A 13,979-nucleotide genomic window follows, 5' to 3' on the forward strand; every position below is an offset into this window, starting at 1 on the left:
GTCAGCCACGCAGCACCGAGTGCAGTTCCTGCAGGGACCGCACCCCGATGCCGCCGTTGATGCCGGCTTCGATGCCCTGCACGGCCGCGGCCGCGCCCTGCACCGTGGTGATGCACGGGATGTTCGCGCCCACCGCGGCGGTGCGGATCTCGTAGCCGTCCACGCGGGGGCCCGAGTTGCCGTAGGGGGTGTTGAACACGATGTCGATCTCGCCGTCGCGGATCTGCTCGACGATCGAGGCCTCCGGCATGCCGGTGGCCGGGTCGGTGGCCTCCGGGTCGGAGTGCTTGCGCACCTGCTCGCACGGAATGCCGTTGCGGCGCAGCGTCTCCGCGGTGCCCGCGGTGGCGAGGATGCGGAAGCCCAGGTCGTGCAGGCGCTTGATCGGGAACACCATGGCGCGCTTGTCACGGTTGGCGACGGAGACGAACACGGTGCCCTCGGTCGGCAGCGAGCCGTAGGCGGCGGCCTGGCTCTTGGCGAAGGCGGTGCCGAAATCGGCGTCGATGCCCATGACCTCACCGGTGGACTTCATCTCCGGCGAGAGCAGCGAGTCGATGCCGGAGCCGTCGGCGCGGCGGAACCGATGGAAGGGCAGCACGGCTTCCTTCACCGCGACCGGCGCGTCCAGCGGGACGTGGCCGCCGTCGCCCTCGGGGGGCAGCATGCCTTCCTTGCGCAGGTCGGCGATGGAGGCGCCGAGCATCACCCGGGCGCAGGCCTTGGCCAGCGGCACCGCGGTCGCCTTGGAGACGAACGGGACCGTGCGGCTGGCGCGCGGGTTGGCCTCGAGCACGTAGAGCACGTCGTCCTTGAGGGCGTACTGCACGTTGAGCAGGCCCTTCACGCCGATGCCCTTGGCCAGGGCGATGGTGGAGCGGCGCACGGCCTCGATGTCGCTGCGGCCCAGGGTGATCGGGGGCAGCGCGCAGGCGGAGTCACCGGAGTGGATGCCGGCTTCCTCGATGTGCTCCATGACGCCGCCGAGGAAGACCTCCTCGCCGTCGCACAGGGCGTCGACGTCGATCTCGATGGCGTCTTCCAGGAAGCGGTCGACCAGCACCGGGTGTTCCGGGTTGAGTTCGGTGGCGCGGGAGATGTAGCCCTCGAGCGAGGTCTCGTCGTAGACGATCTCCATGCCGCGACCGCCCAGCACGTAGGACGGGCGGACCAGCACCGGGTAGCCGATCTCGGCGGCGATCTTCTTCGCCTGCTCGACGGTGGTGGCGGTGCCGTACTTGGGCGCGGGCAGCCCGGCCGCGACGAGCACGTCACCGAACTCGCCGCGGTCCTCGGCCAGGTCGATGGCGGCCGCGGAGGTGCCGACCACCGGAACGCCCGCGTCGGTGAGCCGCTGCGCCAGGCTCAGCGGGGTCTGGCCGCCGAGCTGCACGATGACCCCGGCGACGGTGCCCGACTCCGATTCCGCGTGGTACACCTCGAGGACGTCCTCGAAGGTGAGCGGCTCGAAGTAGAGGCGGTCGGCGGTGTCGTAGTCGGTCGACACGGTCTCGGGGTTGCAGTTGACCATGACGGTCTCGTAGCCAGCGGCCGACAGCGTCTGCGCGGCGTGCACGCACGAGTAGTCGAACTCGATGCCCTGACCGATGCGGTTGGGGCCCGAGCCGAGGATGATCACCTTGTCGCGTTCGGTCTGCGGCGCGACCTCGGACTCGGCGCCGGGATCCAGCTCGTAGGAGCTGTAGTGGTACGGCGTCTTGGCCTCGAACTCGGCCGCGCAGGTGTCGACGGTCTTGTAGACCGGCCGCACGCCGAGGCGGTGGCGCAGGGAGCGCACGCCCGCTTCGCCGGCGAGCTCGGGGCGCAGGGCGGCGAGCTGACGGTCGGACAGGCCGTAGTGCTTGGCCTGGCGCAGCAGGTCCTCGTCGAGGACGGGCGCGTCCAGGATCTCCTGGCGCAGCGCGACCAGCCCGGCGACCTCGGCGACGAACCAGGGGTCGATGCCGGAGGCGGCGGCGGTCTCCTCGACGCTCGCGCCGAAGCGCAGCGCCCGCTCGACCTGGTAGATGCGGCCCTCGATCGGCACGCGCAGGTCGGCGAGGACGGCCTCGATCGCCTCGCGCACGGAGGCGGGGTCGTTCGCGTCGGCGGGGGCCCACTCGCCGTCCTCGGCAGTCCAGAAACTGGCGGCCTTGGTCTCGAGCGAGCGCAGCACCTTGCCGAGGGCCTCGGTGAAGTTGCGGCCCAGCGACATGGCCTCACCGACGGACTTCATGGTGGTGGTGAGCGTGCCGTCGGCGCCGGGGAACTTCTCGAAGGCGAACCGCGGCGCCTTGACCACGACGTAGTCGAGCGTGGGCTCGAAGCAGGCCGGGGTCTCCTTGGTGATGTCGTTGACGATCTCGTCGAGGGTGTAGCCGATGGCCAGCTTGGCGGCGATCTTGGCGATCGGGAAGCCGGTGGCCTTGGACGCCAGCGCCGAGGAGCGCGAGACGCGCGGGTTCATCTCGATGACGATCAGGCGGCCGTCCTTCGGGTCGACCGCGAACTGGATGTTGCAGCCGCCGGTGTCGACGCCGACCTCGCGCAGGATGGCGATGCCGAGATCGCGCATCTTCTGGTACTCGCGGTCGGTGAGGGTCATGGCCGGGGCCACGGTCATCGAGTCGCCGGTGTGCACGCCCATCGGGTCGACGTTCTCGATGGAGCAGACGATGACCACGTTGTCGCGGCCGTCGCGCATGAGCTCGAGCTCGTATTCCTTCCAGCCGAGGATGGACTCCTCGATCAGGACGTTCGCGGTCGGCGAGGCGGCCAGGCCGCCGCCGGCGATGCGGTCGAGGTCCTCGTGGTTGTAGGCCATGCCAGAACCGAGGCCGCCCATGGTGAACGACGGGCGCACGACGACCGGGAAGCCGAGTTCGGCGACGGTCTCGCGGACCTCGTCCATGGTGTAACAGACCTTGGAGCGGGCGCTCTCGCCGCCGACCTTGGCGACGATGTCCTTGAACTTCTGCCGGTCCTCACCGCGCTGGATGGCGTCGAAGTCGGCGCCGATCAGCTCGACGTTGTACTTCTCCAGCACCCCGCGCTCGTGCAGCGCGACCGCGGTGTTGAGCGCGGTCTGCCCGCCGAGGGTGGCGAGAATCGCGTCGGGGCGCTCCTTCTCGATGACCTTCTCGACGAACTCCGGGGTGATCGGCTCCACGTAGGTGGAGTCGGCGAACTCGGGGTCGGTCATGATCGTCGCCGGGTTGGAGTTCACCAGCGACACGCGCAGTCCCTCGGACCGCAGCACCCGGCACGCCTGGGTACCGGAGTAGTCGAATTCGCACGCCTGGCCGATGACGATCGGGCCAGAGCCGATCACCAGGATGTGCTTCAGATCCTCGCGGCGAGGCATCAGGCTCCTTCCATGAGACCGGCGAAACGGTCGAACAGGTATGCGGCGTCGTGCGGGCCTGCGGCGGCCTCGGGGTGGTACTGCACCGAGAAGGCGCGACCGTCGATCAGTCGCACACCCTCGACGGTGCCGTCGTTGGCGCAGATGTGGGAGACCTCGGCCTTGCCGAAGGGGGTGTCGAACACCTCGCCCTTCTCGCCCTCGAGGGCGAAGCCGTGGTTCTGCGCGGTGATGGAGATGCGGCCGGTGCCCGCCTCGACGACCGGGATGTTGATGCCGCGGTGGCCGAACTTCATCTTGTAGGTGTCACGGCCCAGCGCCCGGCCCAGGATCTGGTTGCCGAAGCAGATGCCGAACAGCGGGATTCCGCGCTCGAGCACACCCTGGGTCAGCGCGATCGCGCCGGTCTGGGTGGCCGGGTCGCCGGGGCCGTTCGACAGGAACACGCCGTTCGGGTTCAGGGCCAGGATGTCGTCGAGGGAGGTGTTCGACGGCACCACGTGGGTGCGCACGCCGCGCTCGGCGAACATGCGCGGGGTGTTGGTCTTGATGCCGAGGTCGACCGCGACGACGGTGAAGCGGTGGTCACCGACCGGCTCGATCGTGTACATGCCGTCGGTGCTGACCTCTTCGGCCAGATCCGCGCCGAGCATGGAGGGCTGGCCGTTGACCCGGGCCAGCAGCTCGTCGTCGGCGGCCAGAGCGGCACCGGAGAAGATGCCCGCCTTCATCGAGCCGCGGGTGCGCAGGTGGCGCACCACCGCGCGGGTGTCGATGCCGGCGATGCCGACCACGTTCTGCTTGTCGAGCTGGTCCTGCAGGGTGCCGGTGGCGCGCCAGTTGGACGAGATCGGCGAGGGGTCGCGCACGGCGTAGCCGGCGACCCAGATCTTGCCGGACTCGTCGTCCTCGTCGTTCCAGCCCGTGTTGCCGATCTGCGGGGCGGTGGCCACCACGATCTGGCGGTCGTAGCTGGGGTCGGTCAGGGTCTCCTGGTATCCGGTCATCGCGGTGCAGAACACCGCCTCGCCCAGGGTCTGGCCCTCGGCGCCGAAGGCGGTACCGCGGAACACGCGGCCGTCCTCCAGCACGAGGGCTGCCTTTGTCTTCGTCATTCGTCGTCTCCCGTCGTCGCCCTGGTCGCATCCGCGGTCCATGCCGGGTACACCGTCTTGTCGTCGCCCCGGAATCCGGTATCGATCTCGGTTCCGGTCGGCAGTGTCCAGCGAATTACCAGCACACCATTCTCTGTCATCACTTTGCCCGCGTGTCCGCGTTCGGTGCGCACGGCCGTCACGGATTCCTGCGGAATCCAGATCGGCGTCGCCCCGTCGCGTTCGAGCAGGATTCCGCGTTCGAACCGCGTCAGTTCGGCGGTCGCCCGGAATCCCAGGTCACCGACCGCGATCCGGTCCTGCCAGCTGGGCGCGAGGGTGCTGCCCAGGTAGAGGCCGGTGGTCGGTTCCAGCAGCTGGGCGCCCAGTTCGGTGGGCACCGTCGGCAGTTCACCGATGCGCCCTGCCTGACGCACGGCCTTCTTCTGCCAGGCCCGGTACATCAGCCACAGGCACACCAGGAAGAAGACCAGACATCCCAGTACCCACAGAATTCTCTCCACGTTCCTGGCCTCCTAGATCCCGGCCGCCTTGCCCTCGCGGGCAGTTACCCGGCCGCGCAGCACGGTGGCTGACACCTGCGCCGGGAACGTCATGTCCTCGAACGGTGTGTTGTTCGAGATGCTCGCCAGTTCGGCGCCGCGCACCGTCCACTCGGCGTCGGGGTCGATCAGGGTCAGGTTGGCGGGCTCGCCGACCGCGATCGGGCGGCCGTGGTCGTCGAGGCCGACGATCGCGGCGGGCTTCTCGCTCATCACCCGCGCGACCCCGCGCCAGTCCAGCAGGCCGGGCGCGACCATCGTCTGCACGATGATCGACAGCGCGGTCTCCAGCCCCAGCATGCCGGGGCGGGCGGCGGCGAATTCGCAGCACTTGTCCTGCTCGGCGTGCGGGGCGTGGTCGGTGGCGACACAGTCGATGACGCCCTCGGCCAGCGCCTGGCGCAGAGCGGTCACGTCGGCGGATTCGCGCAGCGGCGGGTTCACCTTGTTGACCGCGTCGTAGGTCTCCAGCCGCGAGTCGTCGAGCAGCAGGTGGTGCGGGGTGACCTCGGCGGTGATCGAGATGCCCTGGGACTTGGCCCATTTCACCAGTTCGACGGTGCCCGCGGTGGAGGCGTGACAGATGTGTACGCGGGCACCCGCGTCGCGGGCCAGCAGCGCGTCGCGGGCGACGATCGACTCCTCGGCGGCGCGCGGCCAGCCGGCCAGACCCAGGCGGGCGGCGTTGGGGCCCTCGTGCGCGACGGCGCCCTTGGTCAGGCGCGGCTCCTCCGCGTGCTGGGCGATGAGCACGCCGAGCGAGTTCGCGTATTCGAGGGCGCGGCGCATGATCAGCGGGTCGTAGACGCAGTGGCCGTCGTCGGAGAACATCCGCACCTGGCCCACGCCAGCGGCCATGGTGCCCATCTCGGCGAGCTGCTTGCCCTCGAGCCCGACGGTGACCGCGCCGACCGGGAACACGTCGACCAGGCCGACCTCCTGGCCGCGCCGCCACACGTGATCGGTGATCACGTGCGAGTCGGCGACCGGGCTGGTGTTGGCCATCGCGAACACCGCGGTGTAGCCACCGAGAGCGGCTGCGGCCGAGCCGGTTTCGATGGTCTCGGTGTCCTCGCGGCCGGGCTCGCGCAGGTGGGTGTGCAGGTCGACGAAGCCGGGCAGCAGGATCTGGCCGTCGCCCTCGATCACCTCGGCGCCTGCCTGCGCCTCGATGCCCGCGGCGATCTCGGCGATGACGGTGCCGCGCACCAGCACGTCCACCGGCTCGCCCTCACCGTAGGGCCGGACATTCTTGATCAGCAGCTCACTCACGCTGTCTCCTTCTGGCGTGCTCGGGTGGCCTCCGTGGTGACGCTGCGCTGCCGCCTCCGGCCGCTGACCGCTCACGCCGCCACCTCCTGAGTGCCGACGAGCAGCCGGAACAACACGGCCATTCGCATGTGCACTCCGTTCGTCACCTGTTGCAGGACCGCCGCTTTCGGCGAATCGGCGACCGCCGAGGCGATCTCCATGCCGCGCAGCATCGGACCGGGGTGCAGGACCACCGCGTCGTCGCCGAGCAGGCCCATCCGCCGTTCGGACAGTCCGTAGTTGATCGAGTACTCGCGGGCCGACGGGAAGAAGCCGCCGTTCATCCGCTCGGCCTGCACGCGCAGCATCATCACCGCGTCGGCGCCGGGCAGTTCCGCGTCGAGCGAGGTCGCGACCCGGCAGGGCCAGCTGTCCACGCCCACCGGCAGCAGGGTGCGCGGCGCGACCAGCACCACCTCGGCACCGAGGGTGTCGAGCAGGAACACGTTCGAGCGCGCGACCCGGCTGTGCAGGATGTCGCCGACCAGCACGATCCGCTTGCCCTCGATGTCGCCGAGGCGCTGACGCAGGGTCAGCGCGTCGAGCAGCGCCTGGGTGGGGTGCTGGTGGGTGCCGTCGCCCGCGTTGATGATCGAGGGGGCGGCGCGGTTCTCCTCGCGCGCCCACTGCTCCATCCAGCGCGCGATCTGGTGCGCGGCGCCGGAGGCCGGGTGCCGGACGATGAGCGCGTCGGCGCCCGCCGCGTGCAGGGTGAGCGCGGTGTCGCGCAGCGATTCGCCCTTGGAGACCGAGGAACTCGAGGCGCTCACGTTGATCACGTCGGCGCTCATCCACTTGCCCGCGACCTCGAACGACACCCTGGTGCGGGTGGAGTTCTCGTAGAACACGGTCATCACTGTGCGGCCGCGCAGCGTGGGCAGCTTCTTCACCTCGCGGCCGAGCAGGGCCTGTTCGAAGCGCTCGGCCTCGTCGAGGAGTTCGGTGGCGGTGCCGCGGTCCAGGTCGGCGACCGTCAACAAATGCTTCACTGCTGCGCCTCCTGGTGCAGGTACACACCGTCGTGTCCGTCGTGTTCGGTGAGCAGGACCGAGATGTCCTCGGCGCGCGCGGTCGGCACGTTCTTGCCGACGTAGTCGGCGCGGATCGGCAGCTCGCGGTGCCCGCGGTCGATCAGCACGGCCAGCTGCACGGCGCGGGGGCGGCCGAGGTCGCGCAGGCCGTCGAGGGCCGAGCGCACGGTGCGGCCGGAGAACAGCACGTCGTCGACGAGGACGACCAGCGCGTTCTCGATGCCGCCGTCGGGCACCGAGGTGCGCTCGAGCGGACGGTGCGGACGGCTGCGCAGGTCGTCGCGGTAGAGGGTGATGTCGAGCGAGCCCAGTGCGGGGCGCACGCCGGAGAATTCCTCGATCTTGGCGGCCAGCCGGTTGGCCAGGGTGGTGCCGCGGGTCGGGATGCCCATGAGGACCACGCGTGGCGCGTCGGCGTCGCCGGAATCCAGGGCGGTCTTCTCGATGATCTGATGCGCGATGCGCGCGACGGTGCGTTGCACGTCCGACGGCGACAACAGTTCGCGGCCGGCTGCCACCCACTCCGGAGTGTGCCGCTGCGATTGTTCGCCCGCGCCGGTTTTGGCCGCCCGTTCGGGCACAGCCATGCCGACCTCCTTCCCCGCCTCACCGGACGGTCCGTTAAAGGATGCCTAACTCGCGCTCCACCCTATCAGCGTCACGACACCTCTTTGACCAGGTAGGCCCACCTGTGAGCGCGGACACGGACCGCGCGGGGCCTGCCGTGGTGCGGCTGCGCTCACACGCCGCGCGAAACTGTGGTGATCACAGTGATTTCCGGCCGCGGACGCGGGGCCGGCGATAAGCGTTTGCGGTCGGCCGAGCCTCCGGGGTGCAATCCAGCTATGGAATCGCAGGGGTTGAGCGGCCGGGTGGCGATCGTGACGGGCGCGAGCCGCCGGGCGGGGATCGGCTACGCGGTCGCCCGTCGGCTGGCCGAACGGGGCACGTCGCTGTTCCTCACGCACTGGGCGCCCCACGACGCGGACCAGCCGTGGGGCGCCGAGGACACCGACGAACTATGCCGGGAACTCGCCGCGTTCACCGAGGTGGCCGATCTCGCGGTCGACCTGGCGGACCGCGAGGCCCCGGAGCGGGTGCTCGACGCGGCGATGTCGGCGTTCGGCCGGGTCGACATCCTGGTCGCCAACCACGCGCGCAGCGGCGGTGACGGCTCCCTGCTCGACATCGATGCCGACATGCTCGACGGCCACTGGGCGGTCGACGCGCGCTCGGTGCTGCTGCTCACCCAGGCGTTCGCCCGGCACTATCGCGCCGATGCCGACCCGGTCCGCGACCGCGGGCGCGTCCTCTGGCTCACCTCCGGCCAGCACCTCGGCCCGATGCGCGGCGAAATCGCCTACGCCGCGGCGAAATCGGTGCTGGCAGGGCTCACCCCCACCGTCGCCGACGAACTGATCGAGCGCGGCATCCTGCTCAACACCGTCAACCCGGGACCCGTCGACACGGGCTACCTCTCCGCCGCCACCGCCGACCGTGACCTCGCCGTCGTCGAGGCCGTCCACGCCGCCTTCCCCCGCGGCCGGGCGGGCACACCCGACGACCCCGCCCGCCTGATCGCCTGGCTGGCCTCCGACGAGGCCCGCTGGATCGTCGGACAGGTGCTCGACTCCGAAGGCGGATTCCGTCGTTCTCGCTGGTGAGAGCGCGTGTTCACGCTGTCGTCATGCCGTGCGCGGCTCGCGCGAACCAGGTGAACACCGGGCCGGGGTCCGGCTGTTCGGGCCGGCCGTTGACAGCGCCGAGCAGACGCCAACAGCGGTGCACGCGTGGGTCGACCTCGAGCCGTGCGAGATCCAGCGGCAGGACACACGTCGTCACCTACCGGCACCCGCCCGGCGCAGGCGTTCGGCGGCTTGGGCACGGAGACCCTTTCCGCACAGCGGTTCGTCGCCGTGTAGGTACTCCCAGCGCGCGTTGTGCGCGGCGGGCCACACACCGGCCGCCCACGCGACTTCGCACTCCTCCACACTGAATCGCCGGCCGCGCAGCTTCTGGTACTCGGTCAGGAAAGCGGCGGAGCTCTCGATCGGCGCCAAGGTAGAGGGTGATTCGCCCGCGAAAGATCCGGACGCGGCTCCCGCGAGCGCGGCTTCGGGCTGCCACGCGAGGCTGTCCCAGTCGTGAACGACCCCGATGTCGCCACCGTGCCAGCGGAGGTTCTGCGCTTCGAAGTCGGCGTGGCCGAGGACGCACGGCAGGTCGGCCGCGAGCAACCGCGCGCGGGCACGGGCGGCCGCCTCGACGACGAAGTCGGGCACCGCACGCTGGTCACGGGCGTCGAGTTCCGGTATCGCCGGCCACAGGCCGGGGTCGCGGTGATCCCAGCGAGACCACCGTGGGTTCGGCAGTGGCGCAGGGACTTTCAGCTCAGCCAGCTCGCCTGCGAGGCGTGCGAACACGGTGGCGTAGCGCCGTGCGATCGCCGGGGAATCGCCGCGCAGGAGATCGCCGCCCGGCCTGTATTCCTCCGCGTGGACGGCCAGATGCCCTTCCCGGAGGACAGGTGTCAACGGGCGGGCACAGGGAAATCCGCGAGCGGCCAGAGCGGCTTGCGCGGTGACACAGGGCGCCGCGCGACCGTCGTCCGGCCTGGCCTTCACGACGACTTCGCGCCGGTCGGTCAACCGCAGTCCGTATACCGCCGAGATGCTGTGCGTCGCGAACAGCAGACGTGTGGGTTCGGCGCCCAGGTTGTCGTCGCACCAGCGCGGTAACCACTCGGGTGCACGCGGGAGCGGGGCTGGCCGGCGGCCGTCACTGTGACGGGTCATGAGGTGGGGTGGGCCAGGTGGCGGTGTCGGGGTCGATGCCGTGGGCGCGGGCGTTGGCGTCGATGGTGGCGCTGAGCCAGGTGGTGAGGCCGGGGGCGATGGCGTCGTAGAAGGCGCGGTAGCCGGGGTCTGTGAGGTAGCCGCGGCCGAGGCAGACGTGCATGGTGTGGGTGCAGTCGAAGTGGGCGGCGATACCGACTCGGTGGCGTTCGGCGAGGGCGTCGGCTTCGGGTGAGCCGGGGCGGACGCCCGCGCGGACGGCGGCGCCGAGGTCGGCGTGCAGGGCCTCGGTCGCGGCGGTGATCGCCTGCCAGTCCCGCGCGGATCGGGCGGCGGCGTGTTCGGCGTACTGGGCCCACTGCGGCGTGTCACCCCACCGGTCACGGGCCTGCTCGACCCAGGTGGGCTGCCAGTCCTCGCCGAAGATCGCGACCTGGTCGTCGGCGGAGAGCAGCAGTCCCGACTCCCGCGCCGCGATCATCCGTTCGACCGCCGCGGTCATCCGTTGCAGCTGCCGGGTCTTGGCGCGCAGGTCGTCGTGTTGGCGGCGCAGGGTGGCGAGGGCGTCGGCGGTGGGCGCGTCGAGCAGGGCGCCGATCTCGTCGAGGGGAACGCCGAGTTCGCGGTAGACGGTGACGCGCTGGGCGCGCACCAGGTCGGCCGCGGTGTAGAGACGGTAGCCGGCGGGCGTGCGGTCGGACGGGTGCACCAGCCCGACCGCATCCCAGTGGTGCAGCGTGCGCGTCGTCACGCCGAGCAGTTCCGCCGCGGCGCCGACGGTGAGCGGTTCCGACACGTCATCCAGTGTGCCGTGCCCGATCGCCGTCACTGGTCAGGCGCCTGGATCCCGATCGACCGCAGGTGCTCGGCCTCGGGGCTGTCGGGATCGTAGGGCCGCGCGGCGGTCATGATCACGCGGATGTTCTCCGGCGTGCGGACCTCCAGCTCGACCGAATTCCAGGGCATCACCCGAGGACCGGTCGTGCATCCCGGCGACACCCGCTCGCAGGCCGCCGCGATCGTCTCGAGCTCGTACAGGACACACGAGAAACCGACGGTCATCGCGGGCGCCTGCGCCTGCCGCTCCCCCGGAACCAACAGGACGTCCTGAAACGCCCAGCGGCGCACATGGATCACGTGCCCGGGCGCGGCGAACAACTCGATGAACCCGAGCCCGTTGATCCACAGATCCGACGAAGCCGCGAGGTCGGCGGTCGGCACGGTGACGAACATCGGCATGCCGTAGATGCCGCGGAACGGCTCCGGCGCCACGGCGTCGGGGCCGGGAACAGGAACGGGACTGATCTCGAAAGCGGGGTGAAGTGCGTTCATGGGAGCAGCGTGGGCCCTCACGCTACGTCAGGGTCAAGCGCGGCCCCGCACCGCGAGCACCACCCCGACGTCGGGATCGCCCACCGCGACGTCCCGGCCGAGCGGCGCGATCATGTCGTCCCAGGCCACGAACTCCGTACTCCAGCCGTGCTCTGCGAGCCACCGCTCGCCCGGCCGCTCGACATCGCGCGCGACCACACCTGCCTCGGTGCCACCGGCGACCAGCCGACGTAGCTCGACGTACGGTCGGGCGGCGTGGTCGACGGCGAAACGGCTCAGGCCGAACTGGCTGCGCGGCGCCGACAGTGCCGTCAGGTCGGCGAGGACACGGTGATGCTCCGCGACGGACAGATAGCCGAGCGCGCCCTCATCGATCCACCGGGTCGGTAGGTCGGCACGAAAACCCTTCGCCCGCAACGCGGTCGCCCACTCGGCGCGCAGATCGATCGGCAGGACGTGCCGACGAGCCGTCGGCCGGGCGCCCGCTGCGCGCAGCACCGGTTCCTTGAAGGCGAAGAGTTCCGGCAGGTCGAGCTCGAAGACGGTGACGTCGGCGGGCAGGTCCAGCCGGAATGCGCGGGTGTCCAATCCCGCTCCGAGCAGCACGATCTGGGGACATCCCGCGGCGACGGCCGCCGCCACACGGTCGTCGACGAGCCGCACACCGACCGACCGGCCCGCGAAGAACTGCTGGGCCACCGACTCCACCCTGGCCCAGCGGGCCGCGCCCTCGGCGGTGCGAGTGAAGTCCTGGCGCGCGGCGGCCACGAAAGCGGCGGCCAGCGGGTCGTCGTAGAGCCGATCCCGTCTGCGGGATTCCCACTCCCTGATCAGCGCGACTCCGATCGCCGTGAGCGCGACCCCTTCGGTGGGGGCGTATGTCATGAGCCCTCCCAACTAACTAGCCGACCGGCTAGGTATCTCGGCTGTGCTCCGACGGTAGGCTTCCCCTAGCCGGTCGTCAAGCAAAAGGAATCACGTGGACGGACGTCGTAGCGACACCAGGGAACGCATTCGCGCGGTGGCGATGGAGTTGTTCTCCGAGCGCGGCTACGAGAAGACCTCGTTGCGTGAGATCGCCGAGCGTCTCGGCGTCACCAAGGCCGCGCTGTACTACCACTTCCGCACCAAGGAAGACATCGTCGTCAGCCTGTCCGACGATCTGCGGCGCGGTATCGACGACATCGTCAGCTGGGCGGAGCAGGCCCCGCCGGGACCCGAACGGGCCGAACAGATTCTGCATCGCTACAGCATGCTGCTGCACAGCCTCGGTCGCGACATGGTGCGCTTCTGGCACGAGAACCAGCCCGCCTTCCGCGATCTCGGATTCGGGGCTGGCCTGCGCTATCAGTTCCGGGTCCTGGCGGACCTCATGACCGCGCCCGAGCACGCGCCGCTGGACGTCTATCACGCGAGGCAGGCGCTGCTGGCGATCAGCTGGAGCCTGTCGATGATGGGCGACCTCGACCTCTCCGACGACGAGATGCACTCGGCCGCGACAGATATCGCCGTCGACATCCTCGCGCGGATCCGGTAGGGCTACTACAGCGGCGCCGGTGGTTCCGGTGCTGTCTGGCGGGTGGGCAGGGCGGTGATGGTGAGCGCGAGCATGACCAGCGCGATCCCGGCGAGTTCGGCGACCGACAGTCGCTGGCTCAGCGCGATCGCGCCGACGACGGCCGCCGTGGCGGGCAGCAGCGCCAGCAGCAGGGCGAAGCGGGCGCGGCCGATCGCCGTGAGCACCACCTGGTCCAGGGCGTACGGGATCGCGCTCGACAGGACGCCGACACCGAGCCCGAGCAGCCAGGTGCGGGGATCGGCGAAGACGGACGCGTCGATCGCCACCTGCGGGACGAGGACGAACGGCGCGAGCAGCACCGCGGCGGCGGCCATCCCGACGGCCAGGGAGTCCTGGCCGTCGCCCGCGTCGGCGACCCGCTTGCCGACCATGATGTACCCGGCCCACAGCACAGCCGAGGCCAGCGCGAAGCCGACCCCGACGGGCTCGACATCGAACTGCACCCCGGCCAGCAGCACCACACCGACGGCGACGAGCAGCACGGCCACCACATCTCGGACCCGCCGCGACCCGAGCGTGGCGACGGCCACCGGGCCGAGGAATTCGATGGCGACCGCGGTGCCGAGCGGAATCCGCGCGATCGCCTCGTAGAACACGATGTTCATCGCCACCGTGACCACACCGAATCCGGCCGCCACCGCGATCCCCCGCCGCGTCCACCGGCTCCGCCACGGCCGTCGCCAGGCCAGCAGCGCTACGCCGGCGGCCGCGGCGCGCAACCAGGCGACGGTCGCCGGTTCGGTCGTGTCGAACAGAAACACGCCCAGCGCGGCACCGACGTACTGGGAGGTCGCCGCGACGACGAACACCAGCGGCACGGACCAGCCGGGAAGGACGGCCCGGCGCGACCGCCCAGATGTCGACATCACATTCATCCCAGGAGTACCCCGCAACTCATACCGGAATTCAA

At 70.5% G+C, this 13,979-nt stretch carries 14 protein-coding genes; 2 read left to right on the forward strand and 12 right to left on the reverse strand.

Going from position 1 to position 13,979, the window contains the following annotated elements:
- Position 1: 1 nt before the first annotated feature.
- The 6 genes from carB to pyrR all read right to left on the reverse strand — a co-directional run bounded on the left by carB (position 2) and on the right by pyrR (position 7,950).
- On the reverse strand, positions 2 to 3,364 hold the full coding sequence (carB, locus tag AB0H56_RS22115; protein WP_357166294.1) for a carbamoyl-phosphate synthase large subunit: 3,363 nt from the start codon (positions 3,362 to 3,364) through the stop codon (positions 2 to 4).
- Positions 3,364 to 4,479 (reverse strand): glutamine-hydrolyzing carbamoyl-phosphate synthase small subunit, encoded by a 1,116-nt coding sequence (gene carA / locus AB0H56_RS22120; protein WP_357166297.1) that lies wholly within the window; start codon positions 4,477 to 4,479, stop codon positions 3,364 to 3,366. Before carA ends, carB begins: the two co-directional genes overlap by 1 nt.
- Positions 4,476 to 4,982: a transporter gene (locus AB0H56_RS22125; protein ID WP_357166300.1), complete on the reverse strand. Its 507-nt coding sequence runs from the start codon at positions 4,980 to 4,982 to the stop codon at positions 4,476 to 4,478. Before AB0H56_RS22125 ends, carA begins: the two co-directional genes overlap by 4 nt.
- A 12-nt stretch (positions 4,983 to 4,994) precedes the next feature.
- On the reverse strand, positions 4,995 to 6,293 hold the full coding sequence (locus tag AB0H56_RS22130; protein ID WP_357166303.1) for a dihydroorotase: 1,299 nt from the start codon (positions 6,291 to 6,293) through the stop codon (positions 4,995 to 4,997).
- 71 nt (positions 6,294 to 6,364) lie between these two features.
- Positions 6,365 to 7,321 (reverse strand): aspartate carbamoyltransferase catalytic subunit, encoded by a 957-nt coding sequence (locus AB0H56_RS22135; protein ID WP_357166305.1) that lies wholly within the window; start codon positions 7,319 to 7,321, stop codon positions 6,365 to 6,367.
- Positions 7,318 to 7,950 (reverse strand): bifunctional pyr operon transcriptional regulator/uracil phosphoribosyltransferase PyrR, encoded by a 633-nt coding sequence (pyrR, locus tag AB0H56_RS22140; protein ID WP_357166308.1) that lies wholly within the window; start codon positions 7,948 to 7,950, stop codon positions 7,318 to 7,320. Before pyrR ends, AB0H56_RS22135 begins: the two co-directional genes overlap by 4 nt.
- A gap of 258 nt (positions 7,951 to 8,208) precedes the next feature.
- On the opposite strand from pyrR, the gene AB0H56_RS22145 reads away from it, so the two are divergent.
- Positions 8,209 to 9,027: an SDR family oxidoreductase gene (locus tag AB0H56_RS22145; RefSeq protein WP_357166311.1), complete on the forward strand. Its 819-nt coding sequence runs from the start codon at positions 8,209 to 8,211 to the stop codon at positions 9,025 to 9,027.
- A gap of 10 nt (positions 9,028 to 9,037) precedes the next feature.
- Here AB0H56_RS22145 and AB0H56_RS22150 read toward each other — a convergent pair whose 3' ends face one another.
- The 5 genes from AB0H56_RS22150 to AB0H56_RS22170 are packed head-to-tail and all read right to left on the reverse strand — an operon-like array spanning position 9,038 to position 12,375.
- Positions 9,038 to 9,205 carry a hypothetical protein gene (locus AB0H56_RS22150; protein WP_357166314.1) on the reverse strand — a complete coding sequence of 56 codons (168 nt, stop codon included), beginning with the start codon at positions 9,203 to 9,205 and terminating at the stop codon, positions 9,038 to 9,040.
- A complete protein-coding gene (locus AB0H56_RS22155) occupies positions 9,202 to 10,158 on the reverse strand; it encodes a phosphotransferase (RefSeq protein ID WP_357166317.1) in 957 nt (318 codons plus the stop codon). Before AB0H56_RS22155 ends, AB0H56_RS22150 begins: the two co-directional genes overlap by 4 nt.
- Positions 10,142 to 10,954: a MerR family transcriptional regulator gene (locus AB0H56_RS22160; RefSeq protein WP_357166320.1), complete on the reverse strand. Its 813-nt coding sequence runs from the start codon at positions 10,952 to 10,954 to the stop codon at positions 10,142 to 10,144. Before AB0H56_RS22160 ends, AB0H56_RS22155 begins: the two co-directional genes overlap by 17 nt.
- Positions 10,955 to 10,983: 29 nt before the next feature.
- The gene (locus AB0H56_RS22165) at positions 10,984 to 11,490 is read right to left on the reverse strand and encodes a VOC family protein (RefSeq protein ID WP_357166323.1); all 507 of its coding nucleotides are present in this window, start codon (positions 11,488 to 11,490) and stop codon (positions 10,984 to 10,986) included.
- Between the two features lie 33 nt (positions 11,491 to 11,523).
- Entirely contained in the window at positions 11,524 to 12,375 is an 852-nt protein-coding gene (locus AB0H56_RS22170; RefSeq protein ID WP_357166326.1) for an SAM-dependent methyltransferase, read from the reverse strand.
- Positions 12,376 to 12,469: 94 nt separating this feature from the next.
- Here AB0H56_RS22170 and AB0H56_RS22175 point away from each other — a divergent pair, with 94 nt between their 5' ends.
- On the forward strand, positions 12,470 to 13,027 hold the full coding sequence (locus tag AB0H56_RS22175; protein ID WP_357166329.1) for a helix-turn-helix domain-containing protein: 558 nt from the start codon (positions 12,470 to 12,472) through the stop codon (positions 13,025 to 13,027).
- Positions 13,028 to 13,032: 5 nt separating this feature from the next.
- Here the strand turns inward: AB0H56_RS22175 and AB0H56_RS22180 are convergent, their stop codons facing one another.
- Complete coding sequence (locus AB0H56_RS22180; RefSeq protein WP_357166332.1) at positions 13,033 to 13,935, reverse strand: EamA family transporter; 903 nt, start codon at positions 13,933 to 13,935, stop codon at positions 13,033 to 13,035.
- Positions 13,936 to 13,979 lie beyond the last annotated feature (44 nt).

Source organism: Nocardia sp. NPDC050717, from assembly GCF_040654275.1.
GTDB lineage: Bacteria > Actinomycetota > Actinomycetes > Mycobacteriales > Mycobacteriaceae > Nocardia.

Coding starts and splice junctions, on each gene's coding strand:
- carB (WP_357166294.1), bottom strand. CDS start 3,364: ATGCCTCGCCGCGAGGATCTGAAGCACATCCTGGTGATCGGCTCTGGC.
- AB0H56_RS22145 (WP_357166311.1), top strand. CDS start 8,209: ATGGAATCGCAGGGGTTGAGCGGCCGGGTGGCGATCGTGACGGGCGCG.
- AB0H56_RS22180 (WP_357166332.1), bottom strand. CDS start 13,935: ATGTCGACATCTGGGCGGTCGCGCCGGGCCGTCCTTCCCGGCTGGTCC.
- AB0H56_RS22155 (WP_357166317.1), bottom strand. CDS start 10,158: ATGACCCGTCACAGTGACGGCCGCCGGCCAGCCCCGCTCCCGCGTGCA.
- AB0H56_RS22170 (WP_357166326.1), bottom strand. CDS start 12,375: ATGACATACGCCCCCACCGAAGGGGTCGCGCTCACGGCGATCGGAGTC.
- pyrR (WP_357166308.1), bottom strand. CDS start 7,950: ATGGCTGTGCCCGAACGGGCGGCCAAAACCGGCGCGGGCGAACAATCG.
- AB0H56_RS22165 (WP_357166323.1), bottom strand. CDS start 11,490: ATGAACGCACTTCACCCCGCTTTCGAGATCAGTCCCGTTCCTGTTCCC.
- carA (WP_357166297.1), bottom strand. CDS start 4,479: ATGACGAAGACAAAGGCAGCCCTCGTGCTGGAGGACGGCCGCGTGTTC.